14 protein-coding genes and 1 pseudogene are annotated in these 26,342 nt (G+C 72.0%); 4 read left to right on the top strand and 11 right to left on the bottom strand.

Annotated features, from left to right (window positions below; translation table 11 throughout):
* Window positions 1-264: 264 nt before the first annotated feature.
* From ACQEUR_RS17280 to ACQEUR_RS17290, 3 genes and pseudogenes are all read right to left on the bottom strand, one after another.
* Complete coding sequence (locus ACQEUR_RS17280) at window positions 265-4,332, bottom strand: ThuA domain-containing protein (RefSeq protein ID WP_433031835.1); 4,068 nt, start codon at window positions 4,330-4,332, stop codon at window positions 265-267.
* 87 nt (window positions 4,333-4,419) lie between these two features.
* A complete protein-coding gene (locus ACQEUR_RS17285; protein ID WP_433031838.1) occupies window positions 4,420-5,640 on the bottom strand; it encodes a multicopper oxidase domain-containing protein in 1,221 nt (406 codons plus the stop codon).
* A gap of 85 nt (window positions 5,641-5,725) precedes the next feature.
* A pseudogene (locus tag ACQEUR_RS17290) lies at window positions 5,726-8,779 on the bottom strand (OmpL47-type beta-barrel domain-containing protein).
* Window positions 8,780-9,968: 1,189 nt separating this feature from the next.
* On the opposite strand from ACQEUR_RS17290, the gene ACQEUR_RS17295 reads away from it, so the two are divergent.
* A complete protein-coding gene (locus tag ACQEUR_RS17295; RefSeq protein ID WP_433031841.1) occupies window positions 9,969-11,666 on the top strand; it encodes a ThuA domain-containing protein in 1,698 nt (565 codons plus the stop codon).
* A gap of 47 nt (window positions 11,667-11,713) precedes the next feature.
* Here ACQEUR_RS17295 and ACQEUR_RS17300 read toward each other — a convergent pair whose 3' ends face one another.
* The 6 genes from ACQEUR_RS17300 to ACQEUR_RS17325 form a co-directional block, all read right to left on the bottom strand.
* Window positions 11,714-12,445, bottom strand: coding sequence for an NPP1 family protein (locus ACQEUR_RS17300; RefSeq protein WP_433031844.1), 732 nt, complete (start codon window positions 12,443-12,445; stop codon window positions 11,714-11,716).
* 378 nt (window positions 12,446-12,823) lie between these two features.
* Window positions 12,824-14,122 (bottom strand): hypothetical protein, encoded by a 1,299-nt coding sequence (locus tag ACQEUR_RS17305; RefSeq protein WP_433031847.1) that lies wholly within the window; start codon window positions 14,120-14,122, stop codon window positions 12,824-12,826.
* A gap of 228 nt (window positions 14,123-14,350) precedes the next feature.
* Window positions 14,351-14,977, bottom strand: a complete 627-nt coding sequence (locus tag ACQEUR_RS17310) for a M23 family metallopeptidase (RefSeq protein WP_433031850.1) — start codon at window positions 14,975-14,977, stop codon at window positions 14,351-14,353.
* A 541-nt stretch (window positions 14,978-15,518) separates the two neighbouring features.
* A complete protein-coding gene (locus tag ACQEUR_RS17315; protein WP_433031852.1) occupies window positions 15,519-15,869 on the bottom strand; it encodes a hypothetical protein in 351 nt (116 codons plus the stop codon).
* Window positions 15,870-15,975: 106 nt separating this feature from the next.
* Window positions 15,976-16,293, bottom strand: a complete 318-nt coding sequence (locus ACQEUR_RS17320) for a DUF4360 domain-containing protein (protein ID WP_433031971.1) — start codon at window positions 16,291-16,293, stop codon at window positions 15,976-15,978.
* 50 nt (window positions 16,294-16,343) lie between these two features.
* The gene (locus ACQEUR_RS17325; protein WP_433031855.1) at window positions 16,344-19,139 is read right to left on the bottom strand and encodes a tetratricopeptide repeat protein; all 2,796 of its coding nucleotides are present in this window, start codon (window positions 19,137-19,139) and stop codon (window positions 16,344-16,346) included.
* A gap of 229 nt (window positions 19,140-19,368) precedes the next feature.
* On the opposite strand from ACQEUR_RS17325, the gene ACQEUR_RS17330 reads away from it, so the two are divergent.
* Both ACQEUR_RS17330 and ACQEUR_RS17335 read left to right on the top strand, forming a co-directional pair.
* On the top strand, window positions 19,369-20,373 hold the full coding sequence (locus ACQEUR_RS17330) for a C40 family peptidase (protein ID WP_433031858.1): 1,005 nt from the start codon (window positions 19,369-19,371) through the stop codon (window positions 20,371-20,373).
* Between the two features lie 65 nt (window positions 20,374-20,438).
* Window positions 20,439-21,359 (top strand): CHAP domain-containing protein, encoded by a 921-nt coding sequence (locus tag ACQEUR_RS17335; protein WP_433031861.1) that lies wholly within the window; start codon window positions 20,439-20,441, stop codon window positions 21,357-21,359.
* Here the strand turns inward: ACQEUR_RS17335 and ACQEUR_RS17340 are convergent.
* Window positions 21,350-21,964, bottom strand: coding sequence for a GNAT family N-acetyltransferase (locus ACQEUR_RS17340; RefSeq protein ID WP_433031864.1), 615 nt, complete (start codon window positions 21,962-21,964; stop codon window positions 21,350-21,352). The two genes, ACQEUR_RS17335 and ACQEUR_RS17340, sit on opposite strands and share 10 nt — an antisense overlap.
* Before the next feature lie 460 nt (window positions 21,965-22,424).
* Here ACQEUR_RS17340 and ACQEUR_RS17345 point away from each other — a divergent pair, with 460 nt between their 5' ends.
* On the top strand, window positions 22,425-22,991 hold the full coding sequence (locus ACQEUR_RS17345; protein ID WP_433031867.1) for a dihydrofolate reductase family protein: 567 nt from the start codon (window positions 22,425-22,427) through the stop codon (window positions 22,989-22,991).
* Window positions 22,992-22,998: 7 nt separating this feature from the next.
* On the opposite strand, the gene ACQEUR_RS17350 is transcribed toward ACQEUR_RS17345, so the two are convergent.
* On the bottom strand, window positions 22,999-26,190 hold the full coding sequence (locus tag ACQEUR_RS17350) for a BTAD domain-containing putative transcriptional regulator (RefSeq protein WP_433031870.1): 3,192 nt from the start codon (window positions 26,188-26,190) through the stop codon (window positions 22,999-23,001).
* Window positions 26,191-26,342 lie beyond the last annotated feature (152 nt).

The following is a 26,342-nucleotide window of genomic DNA, read 5'->3' on the forward strand; positions in this document are numbered from 1 at the left end:
CCGGACGGACGGCGAGAACCGGATGGGGCGGTGAGCCCGACCTGCACGGTGACCGCCATCCCGGCGGCGCCGCCGCCCGGTGCGGGCGGGCCGGTACCGGTCGGCCCGACGTGTGCGGACGGCGCGGACAGGGCCGCGAGGTCCGCCTTCAGCGCGGCTGACGCGCTGGCCAAACTGCCTGCTGGTGCCGGTCGGCCGATCGACGGGCCGACCCGGCGGGAATGCCGGATACGGGCGGTCGCGCCCGTATCCGGCACCCGTCGATCAGAGCTGTCGCACCCTGACGTTGCGGAACTCGATCACATCGTTGTTGCCGTGGTTCTGCAGTCCGACGAAGCCGCTGAGGAACTGCCGCAGGTCGGTGGGCGGGTCGCCCTGGCGGGACGACTGCTTGCCCGGCGTGTTGTCGAACTCGCTGATCACCACGCCGTTGCGGATCATCGTGTAGTGCTGGCCGACCACGCGGATCTCGTAGTCGTTCCACTGGTTCTTCGGGGTCACCCCGGCCTTGTCCAGCGTGTTCGGCGAGAAGTTGTAGACCGAGCCGGTCTTCTGCGGCTCACCCGTCTCCCCGTCGTAGATCTGGATCTCGTGACCGCAGTAGATCGCGACCCACGCCTGGGAGCTGCGGGCCGACCCCACCGTGCCGCAACTGCCGGCCGGGCGCTGCTCCACCGGAATCCTCGGGTCCGGGAACCGTACGAAGAGTCCGCTGTTGGCCCGGACGCCCTCCGGGGAGATGTCCCGGAACTGCATCCTGATCGAGTAGTCGGCGAACTGCTCGTCGGCGTACCAGAGCATGCCGAGCCCGCCGGAACTGCGGATCGATCCGTCGGGACGCAGTGAGAACGACCCGCCGGGTGCCTGCCGCCAACCGGCGAGCGAGGTGGCCGACCCGTCGAAGATCGCCTCGTACCCGGCGGTGGCGCCGATCGCGGACTGCGCCCCGGCCCGGCGCAGCTTCGTCACCTCGCGGTTGTCGATCACGTGTGCCGCGCTCAGCTCGGCGAGCACCCCGTCCAGGTGGGTGACGAACGAGGCCTTGTTCGGCCAGGTGGTCTCGTCGTCGATCAGATCGTTGATCGTGCAGCCGCCGCCGGCCTGGCGGTTGGCCACCCCGGTGTCGGTGTCCAGCAGGTAGACCGTCGGCCGGGCGTCCGCCGCGGTGCAACCGGCGACGACGTCGATCTTTCCGGTCACGACCTCGCCGTTGGCGTACGTCGTCTTCAACGTCGCCTGGAAGGTGCCGTACCGCTTGTAGACGTGCGTCGGGTGGGCCTGGGTCGAGGGCTTGCTGCCGTCGCCGAAGTTCCACTCCCACGCCACACCACCGGCCTTGGCGGCCGAGAACGCGACCGTCCGCGGCTGGCTCGGCGACACCGACCGGGCCTGCGCCTGGCTCGGGTTCGGGGTGGCCTGGCTACCGGAGTAGGTGATGCGGATCAGCTTCTGGTTCGGGTGGAGGCTGAAGAAGCCCCTGCCGTAGTCGAGCATGTAGAGCGCGCCGTCCGGGCCGAACTTGGCGTCCATCCAGGAGTCGAGCTGGTTGGGGCCGGTGCCGCCCTGGATGATGCTGCGCAGGTCCTCGGCGAAGGCCGGCGCGCCGGCCTGGGCGACCGTGCTCGGGTCGACGGTGACGGCGACGCGGTTGTTGGAGTTGGACTGGTCACCGATGAACCACTTGTTGTCCCAGTACGCCGGCCACGCCACGCCGCTGTCGACGTCGACGTTCTCCCGCTGGTACGTCGGGCCGTCCATGATGGCCTGACCGCCGCCGCTCAGGTACGGCTGGGTGAAGGTGGCGTCCTCCGGCTTGTAGGTCGGCAGGCCGCTCCCGTCGGTGCGCTTCGGGAAGACCGGGCCGCCACCCTGCGGCGAGTACCAGATCATGTTGTCCCGGGCGGGCGGGATGTCGACCAGACCGGTGTTGCGCGGCGAGGTGTTCTTGAGGTTGTCGCAGTCGTACCACCCGGTCAGGACCGTGGCGTCGGTGTTGCTGCGGTCCCGGTAGGGCTGCCGGTTACCCATGCAGTACGGCCAGCCCTGGTTGCCCGCCGAGGTGATGATCGTCGCGGTCTCGTACTTCGCCGGCCCCAGTTCCGGGCTCGGGGCACCCGCGTCCGGGCCGACCCACGCGGCGGTGAGCCAGTCGTTCACCGGGTCCCAGGCGATCCGGGCGATGTTGCGCACGCCCATCACGTAGATCTCCGGGCGGGCCTTGCCGCCGCCCCCCTCCTGTCCGGTGAACAGGTTGTCGTCGGGGATGGTGTAGGTCCCGTCCGGCTCGGGGTGGATGCGCAGGATCTTGCCGTTCAGGTCGTTGGTGTTGCCGGAGGTACGGCGGGCGTCCTGGAACGAGACGCCGGCGTACTCCTGGGTCCAGTTGTTCCCGGAGTAGCCGTCCGAACCGCCGGAGGAGTTGCTGTCACCGCTACCGATGTAGAGGTTGCCGGACTCGTCGAAGGTCATGCCGCCACCGGCGTGGCAGCAGCTGTGGATCTGGGTGTCCCAGTGCAGCAGGTCCTTGCGGGTGGCCTGGTCGACCGACTGACTGTCGTGGTCGTAGGTGAACCGGGAGACCGTACGCTGACCGATCCGCTTCTCCCGGTCGATCGACTCGTGCGGCATCCAGTAGGCGTAGAACCAGCCGTTCTCCGCGAACTTCGGGTCGAGGGTGATGCCGACCAGACCCTCCTCGTTCTTCACCAGCTCGCTGCCGCTGCCCCGGTTGCCCATGACCTTCAACGTGGTCAGCAGCTTGACCTGCTTGGTCTTCGGGTCCCACTGGTGGATCGTGCCGCAGCCCAGACCCACGTTCGGGTCCGCCCAGTCGGCGACCGGCCCGGTCGCGCAGGCGGCCTTGCCGATGTAGAAGACCTTGCCGTCGGGCGCGATGGTCAGGCCGTGCGGCTCGCCGATCTGGTCGAGCTGGCCGGTCTGGTTGGTGGCGGTCAGCCGCTCGATCTTGTAGTTCGACGCGATGGTCGCCTGGCAGTCGCCACGGACCGTCCCGGTCGTCCACTGGATCGCCCCGAGCAGGTGGCTACGGAACTTCGTGTCCGTGGTGTAGCTGGCCTCGGTACGGCCCATGCCGGTGTAGAACGACCGGCCGCCGTCGTAGTCCCGGCACCAGGAGATCGGGTGGAAGGCACCGTTGCCGCCCAGCCCCGCCTGGTAGGTGTTCTCCTTGACCTGGGCGATCGTGTGCACCTTGCCCACCGGGCTCGGGTCCCAGTTCATCCACTGGTCCGACCGGGTCCAGGTCAGCGGCAGGCCCTTGTTCGCCGGGTGCTGCCGGTCGACCACGTCGACCACGGCCTCCTGCACCTTGCTCTCCGGCGCGGGTCCCGCGTCCGGGCCGATCAGCCACAACTCGGCGAGCTGGATCATCGGCTCGCCGCTGTTCGCGGTGATGTTCAGCCGGTAGTGCTGGTACGCCGTGGTGTTGGTGAACGTGTACTGCTTGGTCTGGAACGGCTGGGAGAAGGTTTCCCCGGTCCGGCGGTCCAGGTCCGTCCAGGTGCTGCCGTCGGCCGACCCCTGCAGGGTCCAGTCCTTCGGGTCACGGCCCCGGAAGTCGTTCGCGGCCGTCAGCGCGTACTGCGCGATCGCCTTCGGCGCGGCGAGCTTGGCGGCGACCCAGCCGGTCGGGGTCCGGGTCAGCCACTTGGTCCCGGTCGCCCCGTCGATCAGGTTGCCCTCGACCTCGTTCGGCGGGTTGCTGCCGCTGGCCGTGATGCTCTCGATCTCCTCCGCGTTCGGCAGGCTCGCCGCCGGGCGGGTACCGATCAGGCCGGTGAACCACTCGGAGCCGGGCTGCGCGCGGGCCGCGTCGTGGATGCCGACGAACCCGCCACCCCCCTTGACGTACGCCTGGAAGGCGGCCTCCTGGGCGTCGTTCAGCGTCACCCCGTTGGCGGACAGGAACACGACGCTGCGGTAGCGCTCCAGGTTGTCGGCGGTGAACACCGACGGGTCGTCCGAGTCGTGGACGTAGAAGCCGTTCTCACTGCCCAGCTTCCGGATGCTGTTGACGGCCTTGGCGACCGGGTCCTCCTGGGACGCCGCCGGGCCGTGGAAGACCAGGACGTTCACCACCTGGCCGTTCCAGGCCGGGGCTATCCCGCCGACGCTCGGGTCCGGGGCGGCGGAGACCGGCGTGGTCAGCAGGCCGAGCGTGAGTACGGTGCCCGTGGCCAGGGCGACCGCCCGGCGGAACGGTCCGGCGCCGCGACGCCGTGACCGGGGTACCCCGGCGGGCGGCGGGTCGGCGGGGCCGGGTCGGAGTCGTCCGACCGATCGAGATAGCTGGAAATGGCGTTGGTGGGCCATTTCTCCTCCTCCAGAGGGGGTACGAAGAGTCCTTCAGGTGGTGGCGCGGGATGGTGGGGGTTGGGGGCCGAGGTGACAGAGCCCGGGTCAGCGGTGGTTCGCGTGGGCGCCGGCCGGTGCCGGGGAACCCGACGCCGGCGGGGTCGGCGCGTGGCCGCCACCGTGCGGGGGCATCTGCCCGTTCTCGTCGAGGACGTGCATCCAGGTGGACATGCCCAGGTCGGAGTGGAACTGCATGTGGCAGTGCAGCATCCAGTGCCCCGGTCCCACCGAGTCGCCCGCGATGAACTGCACCCCGAAGGTGTCGCCCGGCCCGAGGGTCTTGTTGTCGATGACCGGGGTGTTGTCGATCAGTGCCTTGTTGCCGCCCTCGACCATGCCGGTCCGGGTGTCCGCCCAGGAGTGGCCGTGCACGTGGAACGTGTGCATGTCGTCGCCGAGGCCGATCACGATGAACTCGACCCGCTCGCCCTTCTTGGCCACGATGCAGGTCGGGCCGGGCACCGGATTCACCGGGTCACAGGTGTCCGCCTCCGCGCTGCGCCGCAGGTTGATGGTCTGCCGGTCGCCGAAGGCCGTCACGTAGGTCCGGTCCGGCCGCACGTCGCCCTGCCGGCGTACCACCAGGCCGCCGAACAGCCCGGAGCGGAGGCCCTGGGTACCGTGCGGCCCGCCGACCACGTGGTCGTGGTACCACCAGTAGCCGGCCGTACCCTGCGAGGTCGCGGTCCGCGGCTTGGCGTACCAGACGTACGTCCGCGACCCGCCCGGCGGCACGAACGAGCCGTTGTGCGTGGTGCCGTCGGACATCTGGGTGTACTTGACCCCGTGCACGTGCAACGAGACGCCGAGCGGGTGTGCGGCGTCGGTGCGCAGCGCCTCCAGGGTGGCGACCGGCACCTGGTTGTGCAGGGTGATCGCCAGGCACTCTCCCTCGATCATCTCCATCGTCGGCCCGGGGTAGGAGGCCGTCTGCGGGGTGAGGCCGTAGCCGAGCCGGACCTGGTTCGTCACCGGGTCCTTGGGCAGCTCCACCGCGTACAGGTCCAGGCGCCGATCCGGGGCGACGCAGCCCTCGGGCCGCTCCGCCGACGGGGCGGCGGCACCGGTGACGGCGCCGGCGGCCAGCTCGGCCGGCCGGGCGGTGGTGCCGCCGGCGATGGCCAGCCCGCCCGCGCCGACCAGCGTCGCCAACAGGACCGCCACCACCAGCACCGCCCGCCCGGCGCTCGATCCGAGGAGCCGGGCCGGGCCGGTGTCCGGGCGCTCGGTCGCCCGTGACTGCACGAACTCACCGAGGTCGTTCATGTCCTTGTCCAACGTTGTATCCAATCGCTCGGCCCACCACCGTGGATGCCGGTGGGAGGGGAGAGGACGGCGCGCCGTACCCGGGTCACGGGTTCAGCGGGGCGATCCTGATGTTGCGGAAGCTGACGATGTCGCTGGCGCCGTGGTTCTGCACGCCGACGTAGCCGGTGGCGTGCTGGCGGCCGGCGCCACCGGGATCGTCCGCGCGGGGCGGGTCGAAGACGGCTCCGGGGACGTTGACGTACTCGTTGATCAGCACGCCGTTGCGGAACACGGAGTAGTGCTGGCCGACGACCCGGATCTCGTAGTCGTTCCAGGTGCCCTTCGGGGTCACCTGCGCGCCGTCCAGGTCCACCCGGTCGAAGCCGTACACCGAGCCGCTCTTGTACTGGTCGCCGTCCGGCCGGTCGTAGATCTGGAGTTCGTGGCCGTACTTGATCGCCACCCACTCGGGGCGGGACTCCTGCGGGTGCTGGTGCACCTGCGGGAAGCGGACGAAGACCCCGCTGTTGGCGCGGCCGTCACCCGGGGCGTCGTCGCGCCACTGGAGCTTCAGCGAGAAGTCGCCGTAGGTGCGGATGGGGAACCAGAGCATGCCCAGGCCGTCGACGGCCCGGCTGGTGACCGACCCGTCGGCGTTGCGGCCGAAGCCCCCGGCACCGACCTGCTCCCACTGCTTGAACGAGGCCGCCGAGCGGTCCAGCAGCGGCTGGTAGCCCTGCTTGTCCTCGGGCTTGCCGACGCCGGACTCGCGGGCTGTGCGCAGCAGGGCGTTGTGTTCCTTCAGCAGGATGACGCCCCGGTGGTGCAGGTGTTCGGCGACCGTCCCGACGTGCGCCACGAACTCGCCGTGGCTGGGCCAGCTCCGCTCGTCCAGGATGAGGTCGTTGACCGAACAGCCGGCCTCGACCGGCCGGTTGGGCACATCGCTGTTCAGCGTGCCGATCCAGACCGTCGGGCGGGTGTCGGTCACCCGGCAGATCTGGGCCGGCGGCCCGCTCGCCACCACCGTGAACGTGGTGGACCCGGTCCCGGAGGTGTTGCCCGCCTTGTCGGTGGCCCGGTAGCTGAACGTGTGCGGACCGGGGGTGTTGACCGTGAGCGGCCCGGCGTAGACCACGTAACCCCGCCCGTCGAGGGCGTACTCCACGCGGTGCACACCGGACTCGGTGTCGGCGGCGGTGAGCGCGATGGTGGCACTGCCGACGTACGCCCAGCTGCCGTCCTGCTGTCCGGTGATCGCGGCGTTCACCGTGGGTGCGGTGGTGTCGGGGTTGGTGGGCGCGGCCACCGTGAAGGAGACCTCCTTCGGGGTGGAGGTGTTACCGGCGACGTCCGTGGCCCGGTACGAGACGGTGTGCTGGCCGGGCTGGTTGACCGTGACCGGGGCGGTGTACCGCGCGTACGGCTGCCCGTCGAGGGCGTATTCGATCCGGTCGACGCCGGACCCGGCGTCGGTGGCGGAGACCGTCACCGTCGCGGCACCGACGTAGGCGCCGTCGTCGTCCTGGTTGCCGGTGACGGCGGCGGTCGCGGCCGGCGCGGTGGTGTCCGGGTTCGGCGCCCCGACCACCGTGAAGGTCGTGGACTGGACCGGCGAGGTGTTGCCCGCCTTGTCGGTGGCCCGGTAGCTGACCGTGTGCTCGCCCGGGGTGTTGACCGTGACCGGGGCGGTGTACGCGGCGTACGCCTGGCCGTCGACGGCGTACTCGATCCGGTCGACGCCGGACTGGGTGTCGGTGGCGGACAGGGTCACTGTCGCGGCACCGACGTAGGCGCCGTCGTCGTCCTGGTCACCGGTGACGCCACCGGTCACGGTCGGCGCGGTGGTGTCCGGGTCCGGCGTCCCGGCCACGGTGAAGGTGACCGACTGCGGGGCGGCGGTGTTGCCCGCCTTGTCGGTGGCCCGGTAGCTGACCGTGTGCTCACCCGGCTGGTGCACCATCACCGGGGCGGTGTACGCGGCGTACGTCTGGCCGTCGACGGAGTATTCGATGCGCTCGACCCCGGACTCGGCGTCGGTGGCCGTCACGGTCACCGTCGCCATCTCGACGTAGGCGCCGTCGTCGTCCTGGTCACCGGTGACCGCGGCGGTCACGGTGGGGGCGGTGGTGTCCGGGTTGGGCGGTGCCGCCACGGTGAAGGCGGCGGACTGCACCGGTGAGGTGTTGCCCGCCTGGTCGGTGGCCCGGTAGGTGACCGTGTGCTGGCCGGGGGTGTTGACCGTGACCGGGGCGGTGTACGCGGCGTACGCCTGGCCGTCGACGGAGTATTCGACCCGCTCGACCCCGGACTCGGCGTCGGTGGCGGACAGCGTCACCGTCGCGGCACCGACGTAGGCGCCGTCGTCGTCCTGGTCGCCGGTGACCGCGGCGGTCACGGTGGGGGCGGTGGTGTCCGGGTTCGGCGGTGCCGCCACGGTGAAGGCGGCGGACTGCACCGCCGAGGTGTTGCCCGCCTGGTCGGTGGCCCGGTAGGTGACCGTAGCCGTGCGGGGCGGGTCGGGGCCGAGTACGTGCCGTACGGACCTCCGTCCAGCGTACGCGCACCCGGCCGGCTGCCAGGCAATCGTCGGTGGCCAGAGCGAAGCCGAGAGCGCCACCGTGGCGGCGCCGAGGTACGCGCCGTCGGAGTCGCGTTCGCCCGTCACCGCCGCGGTCACCGTCGGCGGGGTCGTGTCCTCGCCACCACCGGTGACCACGAGCAGGCCGTTCATCGTGCCGTGCCCGGGGATCGCGCAGAAGTAGCGGTAGGTGCCGGGCGTGAGCGTCACGTCGACGGTCCACCGGCCCTGGTTGGCGTCAAACGGGTCGGCCAGGATGTCCACGTCCACATCGCTGTTGTACGCGGGGTTTTCGGTGTCGAACGTGAGCGTGTGCTGCATACCGGTGGTGTTGCCGGTCGCGGTGCTGTTCTCGAAGACCAGGGTGGCCGCCCCGGCGACGGCGGTGGCGGGGGCGGAGGCGTACGCCTGCGTGCTGTTGTCCCCCGTCCACGTGAGCACCTGGGCCTGGAGTTGCCGCGCCGACGTGCCGGCGCTGGTCGCGGCCGGTTCGGTGTCCGCCGGGCGGGCGCCGGCCGGGACGGAGACCAGCGCGGAGCCGGCGAGCAGGATGGCCGCCGCCGCGAGCACCGTCATCGGTCGGCCGGGCCGGCCCGCGGCGAGCCGGGTGAGCAGCCGCAGGCGTTCGGCGGGAAGAGCGGCAGGCGTCGGACATACCAAGCGGAAATGACAAGCCTTCGACGGTCCCGTAGGGCCTTCGCGAGGGATCGATGGATGACCTGGCGGCAGGCCACGCGCACGGGTGGCCGGCGACGCTGAAAATCGTGGTGCGGCGAACGGTCGACAGCATGTGGACAAACGTGTCCGGAGTGGGGGATCGAGTGTGGACGGTGGACGGGGTCCGACCCGCCTCCGGGCCGGAGCCGACCGCGCGTCACCGCGGGGCTGGGGGACCGGCCTGGTTGGGGGCATGGCGCGCCGCCGCGCCGGGTCGGTCTGCGGGCACCGCTGACCCTGGGGAGTGCCGCTCCCCCCGGTCGAGCCGTGACCCCACAGACGGTGAGCTAACCGCGCCGTCGGTTACCTCGAGGAAACATCTGGATGTTGACCGACCCTAACGGGCTTGGCGTTCATGTGTCCAGATCTTTCGACAGGATCACCTTCACTTTCATCCGTGGCGACAAAAGAGTCGGAACCAAACGGCGTTATCCGCTTCGGCGGCGAAGGCTGGGGGGCCGGCTCCGAGTGCGGTGCGCGGAGGAACTGCCACCCCGGTCCACTGGCCGCCGGGCGCCCTCGCCGGTCGCGACACCCACATCGGACACTCCCGGTGCTGCCCGGACGGTCAACGCCCTCCGCCGTACCGGGCGCGATGCGGGCGTCGACCTCGTCCGGCACGGTCCCGCCGGACCTCTCGGGGACCTGCCGGCTACCGGGGTGCCGGATGACCCGGGTTGTGGATCAAGGTTGACGATCTCCACGGCGGGCATCGTAGGCCCACCGCGTCGTCGCGTCGAGCCGGCGGTCACCGCCCGGCCGGCCCGGCCGCACCCGGGCCGTCGCGGGCAGGCCCGCCCGGCTCCGGCGCCGACCGGCATGCCGCCGTGCAGCGCGAAGTGCCGATAAGATCAAGACTCCGACATGCGCAGGCGCCTGATCACACTGACCCTGAGCCTGGAGGACCTCTCGGTGGTCGACAGGCCGGCATGGCACCGCCTGGCGGCCGGCCCGGGACGAGACGGACCGTGGGAGGGAGCGAGGGTGGCAGCGAGGGCACTCGGTCGGCGGTGGATGGGAGGGGCACCAGCCGGTCAGGGCGACGGAGTTGTTCATCCCGTTCCTCGAGCGCAGCGGCTATGCCGTACGCGTCGAGGAGTCGACGGAGATCTACGCCGACGCCGCCGAGCTGGCCGACACCGACCTCGTCGTGCAGTGCGTGACGATGTCGCAGATCACCCCGGAGCAGCTGGCCGGCCTCGGCGCCGCGGTCGTCGCCGGGACCGGCTTCACCGGCTGGCACGGCGGTATCGCGGACTCGTTCCGCGCGTCGTCCGACTACCTGCACCTGGTCGGCGGCCAGTTCGCGACCCATCCGGGCAAGGAGCCGTGCGAGCGTCGCGGTGGCCCGGAGGACAACTTCCTGCCGCACACGGTACGGATCACCGACCTCGGCCGGGAACATCCGATCACCGCCGGGATCGAGGACTTCGACCTGGTCACCGAGCAGTACTGGGTGCTGCACGACGACCTGATCGACGTACTGGCCACCACGACCCACCCGACGCGGGAGGCACCGGCGGCACCGGGGCCAACGCCTCGCCAGCGATCGACCTGCTGGGGCGCTGCGCGTCGTCGTGACGACCCCGGGGCACAGCCTCGACGTGCTGGAGCACCCGAGCGTGCGTACCGTCATCGAGAGGATGCCGGGCGACCTGCACCGCGTCGCAACAGCCCTGTTCATTCCAGCGTACCTGGACATGCTCGCGGACCACCCCTCGGCGACGTCGTGGTGGCCGACCTCGATCAGCCTTCAGGCTCCTCGGCCGCCGCTGGGATCCCCGGCGCCGAGGCGATGGGCGTCGAGCGTCTGCTCGCCCACCCGGACGTGCGGACGGTGCTCAACCTCACGATCCCCGCCGCGCACGCCGAGATCTCGCTCGGCGCGATCGAGGCGGGCAAGAACGTCTACGTGGAGAAGCCACTCGCCGTCACGCTCCCGGACGGACGGTCGATCATCGACCGGGCCGCATCGGCGGGCGTCCGCGTGGGTTGCGCGCCGGACACCGTCCTGGGTACGGGTACGCAGACGGCGCGCGCCGCGATCGACGGCGGTCTCATCGGGCGCCCGCTCTCCGCGTCGGCCGTCATGGTCACGGCAGGGCACGAGCGGTGGCACCCCGATCCCGACTTCTACTACGCCCCGGGCGGCGGCCCACTGCTGGACATGGGGCCGTACTACATCTCGGCGCTCGTCCACCTGCTCGGGCCGGTCCGCGCCGTGGTCGGCGCCGCCAGCCGGCTTCGCACCGAGCGCGTCATCGGCTCCGGCCCGCGCCTCGGTCAGCGAATCCCGGTGGAGGTGGACAGCCATGTGACCGGCGTGCTCGAGCACGCCAACGGTGCCCTCTCCACCATCACGACGAGCTTCGACGGCGTCGCGACGACGGCCGCGCCGATCGAGGTGCACGGGGAGGCGGGGAGTCTCGCCGTGCCCGACCCGAACCACTTCGACGGCGAGGTCCGTCTCTTCGCGCTCGGCGGCCCCGGATGGCGCGTTCTCGAACCCCGGGCGGGCTACGCCAACGGATCCCGAGGGGTCGGCCTGATCGACCTCGTCACGTCCGACGCGCGGCGTCCGCCGCGCGCCGGCGGCGAGGTCGCGTTGCACGTACTGGAGACGATGTCCGCCCTTCTCCGGTCGGCCGCCCAGGGTCGGCGCGTCGAACTGACGACGGTGGTGGAGCGACCCGCACCCGTACCGCTCACCCGGGTCGAGGACTGGACCGCGCTGCGCGCGCACTGACCCGCGCCCCGAGCCCGCGTGGTCGCGGGTCGCCCCATCGCTCCGGTTCAGCCCTGCGGGTCGAACGGAATCCCGGCGGGCTTGGCCGCGTTCAGCAGGTATTCGAACGAGCCATCCTTGATCTTGATGCTCGCGGAGCCGAAGTTGGCGTTCATCAGCCTGTCCCGCAGCTCGGTGCTCGGCCACCCGTTCCAGTCCACGATGGGCGGCTGGCGCCAGTTGTGGTAGTGGTTCTCCGGCGGCTCGTCGTTGCCGTTGGCGAGCCGGAAGAAGTGCGTCGACGCGCCGTCCTTGTGGTAGACGACCTTCGGGTGCGTTCCGTCGAAACGCACCTCCGAGCGCCCGTACGTCCGCTGGCTGCTGTGCTGGGTGGTGGTCACGTACTCGACCTGGTTCGACGCCTGGTTGACCCAGGAGATGACGTGTTCCCAGTCGTGCCGGTGGCCGCCGAGGCCGCTTCCGGGCACGGCCTGGTCCTTCTCGAAGTAGCTGGCGTAGACGATCGCGCACCAGCCGTTGTTGCACCTCGACCGGGCGTACGTCTGGGACCGGTCCAGATCGGACTGGTCCCGGCAGCTGCCGTTGACGGCACCGGTGGTGTTCAGCCCGGGGTTGAGCGTGCCGTCCGGGCTGATGGCCGCGACGGCGTAGCAGCCGTCGCCGTCGTAGTCGTAGGCGGGCGAGAACGATGCCTCGTATCCTCCGGCGTTCCCCGGCAGGTTGGGCAGCGAGTCGGCGAAGGCCGCCGTCGCGGGGAGCATGACCCCGAGCCCGGCCATCCCGGCCAGGATGCGGAACAGGGTACGGCGATGACGGCTGACGAACGTGCCGGGGGACCGGACCGGGAGGGACCCCGGCGGGGCAGCTGACGGCGATGCCACGTGTTCCATTCCTCGCCTTTCGCGGAATCGACGCGCCCGGATGGTTCACCCGCCGACGCGTGATGATCTGTATCTCACAGAGCGGATCCGCGGTCAATGTCCACAACCGAGACGAACGCACCCTCGCCGGGCCCCGACCTCCCGGGAAACGCGCCCGGTCGAGCGGATGACCAACCGGCTGGGCCGGCGGTGGCGACAGGGTGCGCGGCGCTCGTCAGCCCGGTGACACCCGGGCGGGCGGCCCGCTGGGGACGGGCCGCCCGCGCTCGGTGCGGATCAGCAGGAGAAGCCGGCGGCGCAGACCTGGATCGTGCCCACCTCCAGGCCCACGTTCGTCAGCTCGCTGAAGGCGGCGAAGTTGACCCCGTCCACGACGCCGCCACCCCAGTGGACCCCGACCAGGGCCACGTCGTTGGCGGCCGGGGAGTTGGTCACCTCGAAGACCGGCGATCCGCTGTCCCCGCCCGCGGACTGGTAGGTCGCCGTCTCCTGGCAGAAGAGCGTGATGTTGGTGTCGGCGACATTGAGATCGACGCAGTCACCGGTCACGGTGCCGCTGGTCCGGCCGGTGGTACGCCCGACCTTCTGCACCGGGTCACCCACCGCGGTGCCGCCCCTCGCGACCACCCGGAAGGTGTCGGTGCCGTTCCAGTTCGTGCTGTTGAGCGGGGGCCGGGCGATCCGGCCCAGGGCGATGTTGACGCCCGTCTGCGCGGCCACGAAGTTGGCGTCGCTGACCCGGCACAGCCGGCCGGTGGGGCAGGTGCTGGTGAAGAAGGCCCGGTCGACGGTCTCGGTGCCCACCGGGTTCGCGTCGCCGGCGGGGCGGGTGGACTGCCAGTAGCGGCCGCCGTCCACCACGCTGCGGGTGGTCGAGCAGTGCGAGGCGGTGACGAACCCGTTGACGCCGGATCGCGTCGCCGGGAAGCCGAGCGTGCAGTTGAACGTCGAGGCGCCGCGGGCGAACTGGATCTGGGTGCCGGCGTGCAGTGGCCGGGTCTGGTCCCGCACGGTGGTACGGAACGGTTCGCCGGGCACGAGGTTGACCGCCGCCAGGGGGATGCCGAGACCGGCCAGGCCCGCCTTGATCGCGGCACCGGTGCGGTCGGCGTCGGCGACCGCCAGGGTGAGCCGGTTGACCCGCTGGTCGAGGTCGGTCATCACCACCCCCGGTAGGGAGAGCAGCGTGGCCATGTCGTCGTGCCAGGTGTTGAGCTGGGCGAAGGTGTAGTCGACCCGGTGCACGACCGTACCGGCGGCGGCGAGTCCGGTGCCGGCGGCCAGCGCGGCCCGGGACCGGGCCACGTCGGCGGTCGCCGGCTGGGTCAGCCACAGGTGCAGGACGGAGCTCTTCCGGTCGACGTACGCGCCGCCGAAGGTGGGTATGTCCCTCATGGCGGCCGCGATGGCGTCGTCCCGGTCGAACACCGGCTTCGCCGGACCCTTCAGCTGCACCGCGAGGTCCGGTGGCGGCGCGTCGACCGGCCCGGCGGCGGCCGTGGTGGCGGTCATCGCCACCCCCAGTACGGCCGCGGCTGCCAGGACCAGCGCGCGGCGGGACGTGGTGGAACCCATGTGTCCTCCCTCGGATCGGCGTGCCCGGCGATCCGCCGGGGACGTGGGAGATGCTGGCAGTGCAGCGGTGGTCGCCACCCGCGATGTTGGACACGGCTGGACACGGCCGGACAGCGGAGGCCGACGGCGCCCTCGCTGCCGAGCCTGCTTCGGCGACGTCCGCCGTCCCGAACGACCGGTCCGCCCTCGGCCGCCGGGACGGCCAGCGTGCCGGGTGCGGGGCTACGGTCAGCCGGCGTCGCAGTTGTTGCTCGTCCGGGTGACCGTGTACTCGGTGCGGTCGTGGGTGATGCCGGACGGTGCGCCGTCGAAATGGGTCTCGACCTTCTGCCAGCCCCGGCGCTGCTCGTAGTGCAGGTGCGGGGCGCCGGAGTTGCCGGTGCTGCCGAGTCGCCCGATCTGCTCGCCCCGGGCCACCCGCTGACCGGTGCGGACCAGCGGGGGTTCGAGCAGATGCAGGTACTGCGTCTCCCACCGGCCGCCGTGGTCGATCTTCACCCAGTAGCCGCCGCCACGGCCGCGCGGGCCGTCCGGGTTGTCGGGGGTACGCCCGCCGAGGGAGCCGTTGATCCCCGCCTCGGTGACGGTGCCGGCGTAGGAGGCGAGCACCGGTCGCCCCCATGCCTCGCCCTCGGTGGGGAACAGGTCGACGTCGTAGTCGTCGTGGCCGGGATAGGTGCCGAGCTGCCAGCTCTCGCCGCAGGCGACGGGGAGTTGGAAGAGCGGGCGTGGACCCGGCGACCGCAGCAGCACGACCAGCGCGGCGACGGCGAGGAGGGCCACGACCGCGACGAGCACGAGGACGGTTCGGGCCGGGCGGCGGGTACGGCGTCTGGTGGAGCGGCCGGTCGTCACCTTCCCAAGGATGGCAGACGACCTCCCGAGAGGCTGCCGCCAGGCCCCCCGTCCATGATCGCCGTGATCAGGGAGGTGTTCCCGCGTGTCGTCGGCGCGCCGCGATACTCACTCCCTGATCACCGTGATCATGACGCCGGCGAGCCTCGCTCGGTCGCGGTCCGGCCCAGCGGCCGTTGGTGTTCCCCCTGGAGCCGCGGCGCCGGGGGCCGGCGGGACCGTGGACGTGGGACGGGGCGTTCACCGGCGTTCCACCAGCCTGGTCACCGCGACCGCGATGAACAGCGACGCCGATCCGGTAGGCCGGCTACCGGCCAGCCCCACCCGCCGAGGTAACGAAATATCCGTCATGGCGTCGATCGTGCCGGCGCGGCACCCCCGGCTCCCGCTGCGCGGCCGGCCCTGTCCGGATCCCTGCGAAGCGGTGCCGGAACCCTGGGCTCGACCGCTACCGCACCGGCGTCCGCTCAGGCCGGTTACCGCGACGGCGGCACGACACGGGCGGTCGTGGCCCGGGTAGGCAGGTTGCGCAGCCGTCCGTTCAGTCGTCGATCGACCCGGAAAGCTGTACCTGGCCGGTGCCGGTACCGCCGCCGGCGCCCTGGGTGAGCAGCTTCCCGTCCACGGTGGCGATCGCCTGGACGTCCCCGGCACGGTGCCGGATCACCAGGTCCCACTTTCCCGACCGGATCTGGAACGTCTTCTCCCAGGGCAGCGTTGCCGTCTTCTCCTCCACGGTCTCTCCCCCGACCGTGTAGGTGACGTTTTCGAGGGCCGCCGTCCCGGTCGCCGAGAGGACCAGGGTGTGGGGTTCCCCGGCGCTGCCCACACAGCCGGTGAGGGCACTGAGCAGCAGCATCGGCACGGCGAGTCGGGCGGTACGTCGGGTCATCGATTGCCTCACCAGGATGATGGCCGGTTCGGGGTCGCCCTCGACGATATCGGGGCTGCCGGGGACCGGTCCCGATCCGTGGACCAGGGTGACGACCAGCGGGTTGTCACCCTCCCGGGCAGCGCCTCCAGAGCAGCCGGTAGCTGCTCACCGCGTCCCGGGCAACGAAGCCGCTCACCGAGGCCGAGCTGCCGGCGCTGACCCGCAGCTCGGTGTTGATGTTGAGGTAGCGGTCCTCGCCGCAGGGTCCGAAGACCAGTGACTCCGGCCCGACGTTCTGGGTCGCCACCCAGTCCTCCGCGATCGGGCCGGTGAGGGAGCGGGTCAACGACGTCGTCTCCGATCCGCCCTGGAAGTAGAGGCTGACCCGGCTCACCCCGCTCGCGCCCCCGGGTGAGGTAGGCGTAACCGCTGGAGACGCAATCGATACCTATCAATGGTAGCTGCTGCCGGCCGCTCTCCACCGGCACCCGGTCACGCTTCCCGTGCCGACAGTCTGGCGCGGACCGCCTCCGCGTCGGGGTGTTCGAGGTCGGTGAGGATGGTCAGGGCCTGGGTCCAGGCGATGCGCGCCGCGGCAGGGTCGCCGGCAGCCCGGTGGGTGTCGCCGAGATGGGTCAGGACATCGGCTTCGTTGTAGCGGTCACCGACCCCGCGCAGCAGGGTCAGGGCGCGCTCGTAGCAGTCCACGGCCTGGTCGTGGTGGCCGATGTGGTGGTGGGCATAGCCGAGGCTGTCCCAGGTCATGGCCTGCCCGTGGTGGTCGGCGGCCCGCTGGAACAGGGGGAGTGCCTGCGCGCAGTCGATGATGGCCTGGGCGTAGTCGCCGAGTTGGGCCCGACACCAGCCGACCTCGTTGAGGGCGCTGGCCTGCCCACAGTGATCGCTGGTCAGCTGGTACAGCGCGAGGGCCTGCTGGGCATGGTGCAGGGCGCGCTCGGGGTCGCCCTGCCGCTGACGCAGGTAGGCGAGATTGCGCTGGGTGTGGGCCTGGCCGCCCCGGTCACCGGTCCGGAGGTACAGGTCGAGCGCGTGCTCCAGGTGGGTGTTCGCGTCGGTGTGCCGGCCGAGCTGGGTGTGGGTGGAGGCGAGGCGCCGGTGCGCGATGGCCTGCGCGGTCGCGTCGTCCAGGCGGCGGGCGGCGTGCAGGGCGATCTCCCAGACGGCGACGTGGTCGTGCCAGTTGCCCAACCGGTGCAGGAACGTGTCGAGGGCCCAGGCCAGCTGCCAGGCGTGCGCGTCGAGGCCGTGGTCGGCGGCGTGTCTGACGGCGGCGAGTAGGACGGACTGTTCGGCGGTCAGCCAGGCCATCGCCTGCTGGTGGTCGGCGAGGTGTTCGGGGCTGACGCCCGGGGCGACGGGGGTGAGGGGCACCTGGATCGGGTCGCGGGCCGGGTAGATGCGGCGGTTGGCGGTGTGCGCGGTGTGTGTGTAGTGGTCGAGCAGCCGGGCGGTGGCGCGGCCGACCTGGTCGGGTCCGGTGGTGTGTGCGAGGTCGCCGGCGTAGGCGCGGAGCAGGTCGTGCATGGTGTACCGGCCGGGAACGTGCTCCACCAGCAGGTTGGCGCGGGTCAGCTCGGTCAGCAACCGGCGGGCCTGCCGGATGGGCAGGCCGGCGATGCTGGCCGCGGCCGGGATGGAGACGTCCGGGCCGGGGTGGAGGCCGAGGAGTCGGAACAGTCGGTTGGCGGGCGCGTGCAACGCCGCACAGGACCAGGAGAACACCGCCCGGACGTCGGTGGTCGGGTCGCCGGCGTCGAGGGCGTCGAGCCGGTCGGTGGCCTGGCTGAGTTCGGTGGCGAGGGTGGCCAGCGCGAAGGTGCTCTGCTGGGCGCGGGCGGCGGCGATGCTCAGCGCGAGCGGTAGTCCGGCACAGGCGGCGATGATCTGTCGTACGGCGACGGGTTCGGCGGTGATCCGTTGCGCGCCGAGTCGCTCGGTGAGCAGGTGCAGGGCCTCGTCGGTGGAGAGGACGTCCAGGGGCAGCGGGCGGGCGCCGTCGACGGCGACCAGCGGGGTGAGCTGGTCGCGGCTGGTCACCAGGGCCAGGGCGGTCGGGGTGCCGGGTAGCAGTGGGCGGACCTGTTCGGCGTCGCGGGCGTTGTCCAGCAGGACGAGGACGTGTTTGCCGGCCAGGAGGCTGCGGTAGAGGGCGGTCTGGGCGTCCAGGGTGCTGGGGACGCGTTCGGGTGGTACGCCGAGGGCGTCGAGGAGTCCGCGTACGGCTTCGGCGGGGGTCGTCACCCGGCCGGCGGGGTCGAAGCCGCGCAGGTTGACGTAGAGCTGTCCGTCGGGGAACTCGTTGGCGACGGTGTGCGCCCAGTGCACGGCCAGGGCGGTCTTGCCCACTCCGGCGGTGCCGCAGACCGCGGAGATGACCACTGCCGTCGGCGCCGGCCCTGGGTGCTGCGTCAGCAGGGCGTCGAGGGCGGCGAGCTGGCCGGTACGGCCGGTGAAGCCGGCCACGTCGGCGGGGAGCTGCCCCGGCACGGGTGCCGGGTACTCCGGCGGCGTGGCGGCGGCGTGCAGTGGATCCGGTCCGCCCCGCAGGATGGCCCGGTACACCGCCTGTAGCTCGGGTCCGGGGTCGACGCCGAGTTCGTCGACGAGGTGTCGGCGGACCCGGGCGTAGTGCTCCAGGGCCTCGGCCTGCCCGCTGGCGGCGTACAGCGCCCGCATCAGTGCCGCGGCCAGGGGTTCCACCAGGGGGTGTTCGTCGGTCAGGTCGCCGAGCGTCCCGATCACCGCGCCGGGGTCACCGACGCACACCTCGGCGTCGGCCCACGCGACGACGGTGTCCAGGTACCGCCGGCGCCACCGTTCGCGGGTCCGCGCCGCCCAGGACCCGGTCAACCCGCCCAGTGGCTCGGCACGCCACAGACCGACCGCCTCGCGCAGCAACGCGGCCCGCCGATCGTCGCACCCGGCCGCGCGGGCCTGCTCGAACAGCCGGCTCATCCGGTGGGCATCGACCCGGTCGGGATCGACGTCGAGCAGGTAACCACCCGAGCGGCGTACCAGCGTCGCCGGTGCACCGGCCGGGTCGGCCTGCTCCAGCATCCGGCGGATCCGCGTGACGTGCACGTGCAACGCCCGGCGGGCGCCGGAGGGCACCTGTTCCCAGACACGGTCCATCAACGCCTCGGTGGTCACGACACGACCCGCGTCGACGGCGAGCACGGCCAGGACATGCCGTTGCTGGCGCGGTCCGACATCCAGGTCCCGACCGTCGGCGTACGCCTGCACCGGGCCCAGCATCCGAATCTGCACGACACCCCTCGAAACGGCCGCACGGGTCGTCGCCCGTGAACCCACCCAGTCGAGCTACAACAACCTGTTAACCATCCACCTCACCACCTCCGGCCACTCTCAGGAAGTCCTCGGCGACAACGAGGCGGTACGCGGGAGCGCCAACGGTGGGTCGACCGGGCACCCGTGCCCGGTCGACGACTCGTGGAAGTGCACGACGTAGACGTTCGATTAACAGGTGGAGGAATACGTGAGATCTACCATCCTTGGCGGCGCGAAAAAATTCGCCGTCCTCACAATGGCGGTCATCGGCCTGGTGACCGCGGGGGTCACCGCCGCACCGGCTCAGGCGGCGGCGACGGTGCGGGTGAATTCGCAGATCACGGCGCACAACCTGCCGTATCTGAACAGTCCGTACATCGAGGGTTCGGTGTTGACGGCGGGTCGGTCGGTGTCGGTGGAGTGTTATATCCGTGGTCGTGAGTACGTGGGTAACTCGATTTTCTGGTACCGGATCTCCACGAGGTACTACCCGGCGTACGCGTTCGCGGTGGCGACGGGGATTCCGCAGTGTGGTGGGCCGACGAACGTGCCGTTGGCGGCGAACGGGTACAGCAGTCCGTCGTTCGACGCGCCGGCGGCTTCGGGTTGGTTCACCTCGAACGAGAATGTCCAGGCCGTCTGTGTGGCTGCCGGTCAGACTGTCAACGGCAGTGACCTGTGGTACTTCGTGAAGGGTTACTTCCTGCACGCGAGCCGGCTGCGGACCCGTCCCGACCTGTACACCTGCCGCGGCTTCCGGAAACCGGGCGCGGTGTCCGGAGTGATCGCGGCGGCGACCGCCATGCTCGGGAAGTACCCCTATTCCTGGGGCGGCGGCAACCAGAATGGCCCGACCTACGGCATCTGCTGTAGCCCCAGCGGCCGGGACGATTCCGACGTCTACGGATTCGACTGCTCCGGCTTCACCCAGTACGCCTTCTACCGTGGTGCCGGAATCAACGTCGGCGGGGACTCGCGGACCCAGTACGCCAACGGCTACCGGGTCGCACTCGCCCAGCGGGTCGCGGGCGACATGATCTTCTGGTCGAACAGCAGCCATTCCCCCAGCGCGATCCATCACGTGGCGCTGTACGTCGGCAACGGTGCGATCATCGAGGCGACTGCGGCCAGCAGCGGCCCCGATATCCGCCGGCGCAGTTTCAGTCCGAGCGAGTCCGGCGTCATGCCGTACGTCGTGCGTCCGATCCGCTGACCCGGACACCCCAGGGGAGATGACCAATGTCCAGACACTTCGGCGCGGCTAGGATCGCCGCACGGGTGATCGCGGCCGCGAATCTCGTCGCGCTCGTCGTCGTCGGGCTCGCGGTGAGCGCCGCACCGGCTCAGGCGGCGGCGACGGTGCGGGTGAATTCGCAGATCACGGCGCACAACCTGCCGTATCTGAACAGTCCGTACATCGAGGGTTCGGTGTTGACGGCGGGTCGGTCGGTGTCGGTGGAGTGTTATATCCGTGGTCGTGAGTACGTGGGTAACTCGATTTTCTGGTACCGGATCTCCACGAGGTACTACCCGGCGTACGCGTTCGCGGTGGCGACGGGGATTCCGCAGTGTGGTGGGCCGACGAACGTGCCGTTGGCGGCGAACGGGTACAGCAGTCCGTCGTTCGACGCGCCGGCGGCTTCGGGTTGGTTCACCTCGAACGAGAATGTCCAGGCCGTCTGTGTGGCTGCCGGTCAGACTGTCAACGGCAGTGACCTGTGGTACTTCGTGAAGGGTTACTTCCTGCACGCGAGCCGGCTGCGGACCCGTCCCGACCTGTACACCTGCCGCGGCTTCAGCAAGCCGGGCGGTGTGCGTAACGACTATCCGTACAGCGGTCAGACCTCGGGGGTCGACCCGTGGAACTTCTACAAGGGCCAGTGCACGTCCTTCGTGGCCTGGCGGCTCAATGACCGTACGAACATCGCGTTCCACAACTACTACCGTGGCGTCCACTGGGGCAACGCCTACAACTGGGACAACGCCGCGCGCAGCGCCGGAATCACCGTCAACAGCACCCCGCGGGTCGGCTCGGTCGCGCAGACCGACAGCGGCTCGGGTCACGTCGCATGGGTGGCCGCGGTGCACTCCGACGGCACGGTAACCGTCGAGGAGTACAACTACAGCAACCCCGAGGCCTACGGCACTCGGAGAGTGAGCAGCGGCAGGTTCGTCTACCTGCACTTGCCTCAGGGCTGACCAGTGCGCTGTGGGCCGTCGCCCGGACTCCGGGTGGCGGCCCACGGCGTGGTCGGTGCGGGCACGCCGGCCCACTCCGGTGCCAGCAGCGACCAGACCTCGGTGTCGTGCCGGACCCCCCGGTACGCGAACTCCTCGCGCAGCACTCCGTCCAGCCGCATGCCGAGGCGGCGGGCGACGCCGCGGCTGGCGGTGTTGTCCGGGCGGGTGAGCCACTCGACCCGGTGGATGCCGCGCACGCGTACCGCCCAGTCGACGAGCCGGCCCGCGGCCCGGGTGATCAGCCCCCGGCCCTGCCCGGCCGGCTCGAGCCAGCAACCGATCTCGCAGGTGCCCGCGGTGGCGTCGAAGGCGACGAACATGGTCCCGCCGACGAGCGTGCCGTCGAGCCAGATGCCGTACAGCCGGCCGGCGTCGCGGGCGGCGAGGTCCGCGTACCGCTGCAGGGTGGCGCGGGCGGAGTCCAGGTCGGTACTCCGGGTCGCCCACGGGACCCACGGGTCCACCGCAGCGCGGGCCCGCTCCAGGTGGGCGAGGAACTCTTCGGCCTGCCAGGGCTCCAGCGGGCGCAGTTCGGCCCCGTCGTCCAGCATGATCGCGAACACCCGGGCACTGTACCGGCGCGTCCGGCCCGGCCCACGGTCCGTCCTGCCCCTGGCGTGGGCCGTGCGGTGGTCGTCCGGTGGCGAACTGCCCGGCTTGGGCCGGCCGGTAGGGTTGGCGCGTATTGTCACGGTGTGCCGAGCAGCCCGGCAGAAGACGGGCTTCGCTACCCTCACGAGGGGCGGCGGGGCCCGCATCATCGGGCGGCGCAGGTCACCCGCCGGCCTGGTTCCGCGTGCCGGACCGCCGGGCCGACCAACCCGCCGCGTGCACCGGACGGTCGTGGAGCCGGGAGCCCGCTTGCCGCGCCCGACCCGCAGCCGCCGCGCTCGTTCCCGCCGATCACCGGTGCGCCGACGGCCCGGTAGGCGACCTGAAGGAAACGGTAAGGGGCGCCGGGCAGGCTGTCTCCAAGAGGCCGGCGGTACCGGACGGGCCGCACCGGAGCAGAGGGAGCAGAAGATGCGCAAGCTCATCGAGTCGACGTTCGTGTCGCTGGACGGGATCATCGACGACACCCGGCCGTCCACGGCGTCCCGGGCCGAGCCGCAGCACTGGGGCCACCCCTACTGGGACGACGACCACGCCGGCTACGCCGAGAAGCTGACCCGCTCGGCGGACGCCATGCTGCTGGGCCGGGTGACGTACGAGGGGTTCGCGGCGGCCTGGTCCGCGCAGTCCGGGCCCGGCGCCGACCAGATGAACAGCATGCCCAAGTACGTGGCGTCGCGGACCCTGACCGAGACCACCTGGAACGCCACCCTCCTCCAGGGGGACGTGGCCGAGGAGGTCGCGAAGCTGAAGGAGCAGCCGGGCGCGAACATCCTGAAGTGGGGCACCGGCGAGCTGGATCGCACCCTGGTGGAGCACGGTCTGGTCGACGAGTTCCACTTCTGGTACTTCCCGGCCATCGTCGGGGCCGGCAAGCACCTGTTCGAGGGCGCGGGCTTCGACACCACCCACCTGAAGCTGGCCGACCTGCACCGGTTCGACTCGGGAATCGTCGTCCACGTCTACGTGCCCAGGTAGGTCCCGGTCAGGCCCGGTCCCCGTCCAGCAGGGACCGGGCCTGCTCCGGTGTCAGCCCGCTGCCGCGCGCGAAGTGCGCGGCGAAGGCGGGTTCGGCGGCCTGGACCGCCCTGGTCGTCCGGGCCAACTCGTCGCGGTCGGAGGCGGACAGCACCGGCCCGGTCCTCCGGGTGGCCGCGTCGGCGGCGCCGAGCAGCTGCGCCGCCAGGACGGAGCGTCCGTCCAGCACCAGCGCGGCCGCCATCCCGGCCAGTGCCCACGCCGTGCCGCGCTCCGAGCCCTGGTCCCGGAAGACGTCGAAGCCCTCCCGGTGCCAGGCCAGCGCCGCGCCCGGATCACCCCGCTGCGCGGCCAGCAGCCCCAACTCGGTCAGGACCATCGACAGGTACGGCGGGTGGCCGTCACCGGCCTGTTGCCGGCGGGCGGACGCCAGCAGCCACCGCAGGTGCTCCTCGGCCGGATCGAGCCGGCCGGCCCGGCGGGCGGCGAACGCCAGGCTGATGGTCGCGAACACCTCCCCGGCCCGCTGCCCCTGCCCGACGGCCAACCGCCTCGCCCGCTCCGCGTACTCCTGGGCGCTCGGATAGTCGCCGACCTGCACGGATATCCAGCCCAGCCAGGCCAGTCGACCGGCCACATCGGTCCACAGCTCCAGCTCCTCGGCGTGCCGCAGGCCGCTGCGGCTCAGCCGGGCGGCCTCCGCATGGTCGCCGGTCAGGTCCGCGAGGCCGATCAGCCAGTCCACGGCCTGTAGCACACCCCACTCGTCACCCAGCTCGGTGAAGAGCTCCGCGCTGCGCCGGGCGTCGCGCTCCAGCGCGGTCAGGTCGTCGCGGACGTGTGCGAGCATGGCGCGGCTGCTCAACGCCGCCGCCTCGCCCCATGAGTCCCCGACGGCCCGGAACGTCTCCAGTGCCCGCTCCAGCAGCTCCCCGGCGGCTGCCCCGTCCCCGAACTCGGCGACCGAGGTGGCCAGGAACCACTGCGCCCGGGCCAGCTCGGCGCCGTCGGCCAGCTTCGCGTACCCGGGCAGTACCTCCGCCACCCGCTCCGGGCCGGCCTGCCCCTGCCGGATCGCCATGCCGGCGTGCCAGACCTCGGCCCTGGCCCGGACCACGGCAGGTGGATCACCCACCAGGGCCAGGGCCCCGGCCAGCGCCCGGCGCGCCTCGGTGAGCCGGCCGCGCAGGAACCGGTACCACACCAGGGCTCCGGACAGCCGCAGCGCCGCCTCGGCCGCGCCCTCGCGCCGGAACGTGTCGAGGGCCGCCCGCAGGTTCGCGCCCTCGGCGTCCAGTCGGCGCAACCACTCGCCCTGACCGGGCCCGCGCAGCCGCGGCTCGGCCCGCTCGGCCAGGGCCAGGTAGTGCTCGGCGTGCCGGCGCCGCAGGGCCGCCTCCTCCCCGGCCTGGCGCAGCCGGTCCAGGCAGTACGCGGAGACCGACTCCAGCAGCCGGAACCGGGGCCCGTCAGAGCGCACCACCAGGGAGCGGTCCACCAGACCGGCGAGCAGGTCCAGTACCTCGCCGGCGGCCACCCCGTCCCCGGCGCAGACCGCCTCGGCCGCCGCCAGGGTGCAACCGCCGGAGTGGACGGCCAGCCGGCGCAGCACGGCCCGCTCGGCCTCGGTCAGCAGCCGCCAGCTCCAGTCGATCACCGCGGCCAGGGTGCGTTGCCGGGCAGGCGCGTCGCGCGGCCCGGTGCCGAGCAGCCCGAACCGGTCCTGGGGCACCCGGAGCCGGGCCGCCAGCTCGGGTACGCCCAGCGCGGGTACCCGGGTCGCGGCCAGCTCCAGGGCCAGCGGGATGCCGTCCAGCCGCCGGCACACCTCCGCCACGGCGGCGGCGGTCTCCGGCGCGGGGACCAGCCCGGCCCGGGCCAGGAACAGTCGTACGGCGGACGAGCGGGCCAGCCGGGCCGGGTCGTCGGTGTCGGGGATCTCCAGCGGCGGCAGGTCCCAACGGGCCTCGCCGCGCAGCCGCAGCGGTTCCCGGCCGGTGGCCAGCACCCGCAGGCCGGGCGCGGCCGGCAGCAGCGCCCCGACCAGCTCGGCCACCGGCGCGACCACGTGCTCGCAGTTGTCCAGCACCAGCAGCATCCGCCGCTGGAGCAGCGCGACGGCCAACCGCGCACCTGCCGGCTCGGCAGCGCCCGAGGCATCCGGGATGGACAGCACGGACAGGATCACCTCGGCCGGGTCACCCCGCCCGTCCCAGGTGCTCAGGTCGACCAGCCAGGCGCCGTCCGGGTACGTCTCGGCGACGGCGCGGGCGACCGCGATGGCCACACTGGTCTTGCCCACTCCGCCCGGCCCGGTGAGGGTGACCAGCCGGCCGGTCGCCAGCAGCTCCCGTACCCGCTGCACCGCGTGGTCCCGGCCGATCAGCTCGGTCACCGGGGCCGGCAGGTTGGCGGCGGGCCGCACCGGTGGCGGTGCCGGTGCCGGCGCGTCCTCGGCCGGGTCACCGGCCAGGACGGCCCGGTGCAGCGCGGTCAGCTCCGGGCCCGGGTCCAGCCCCAGCTCGTCGGCGAGCCGGTGCCGCAGCTCCTGGAAGCTGTCCAGGGCCTCACCCGCCCGGCCAGCCCGGTAGAGGGCCCGGATGTGGGCGGCCCGCAACCGCTCCCGGTACGGGTGCCGGTGCACCTGCTCGGCCAGCTCGCCGACCAGCTCCCGGTGTTCGCCCAGGTCCAGCCGGGCCTCGGCGTACGCCTCCACCGCGGTCAGCCGCTGCTCCTCCCACCGGGCCACCACGGTCCGGGCGAACTCCTCGTCGGCGAAGTCGGCCAGGGCCGGCCCCCGCCACAGGGTCAGCGCCTCGGCCAGCAGCCCGGCCCGGGTGCGCGGATCGCCGGCCGCCCGTGCCCGCCCGACCAGGGTGGCGAACCGTACCGCGTCGACCGCGTCGGGCCCGGCCCGCAGCGCGTACCCGGGGGCCTGGGACACCACCAGCTCCCGACCGCCGGGTTCCGCCCCGGCCAGCGCCCGGCGCAGCTGCGAGACCCGTACGTGCAGCGCGGCGGTGGGGTCGGCCGGCGCCGCCTCGCCCCACAGGTCCCGGACCAGCCGGTCCCCGGACACCGGTCGCCCCTCGTTGACCAGCAGGTCGGCCAGGAGTGCCCGCACCTTGCGCCCGGGGATCGGGCACGGCTGGCCGTGGTCGGTCCACACGGCCAGCGGCCCCAGCACCCCGAATCGCACCGGCCCAGGGTACGGAAGCCGACCGACGGGCACGACGTGCAGCCCGGCGGCCGCCGCGGCCCGGGCCACCGCCCGCCAGCCCGCGCAGCGCGGACAGGTCGCGTCCGGTCGTGGTCATGTGTCGTCCCGCGGATGCGGTCCCGACCGCGAAG

The sequence above is a fragment of the Plantactinospora sp. CA-290183 genome (genome assembly GCF_050936375.1).
Lineage (GTDB): Bacteria > Actinomycetota > Actinomycetes > Mycobacteriales > Micromonosporaceae > Plantactinospora.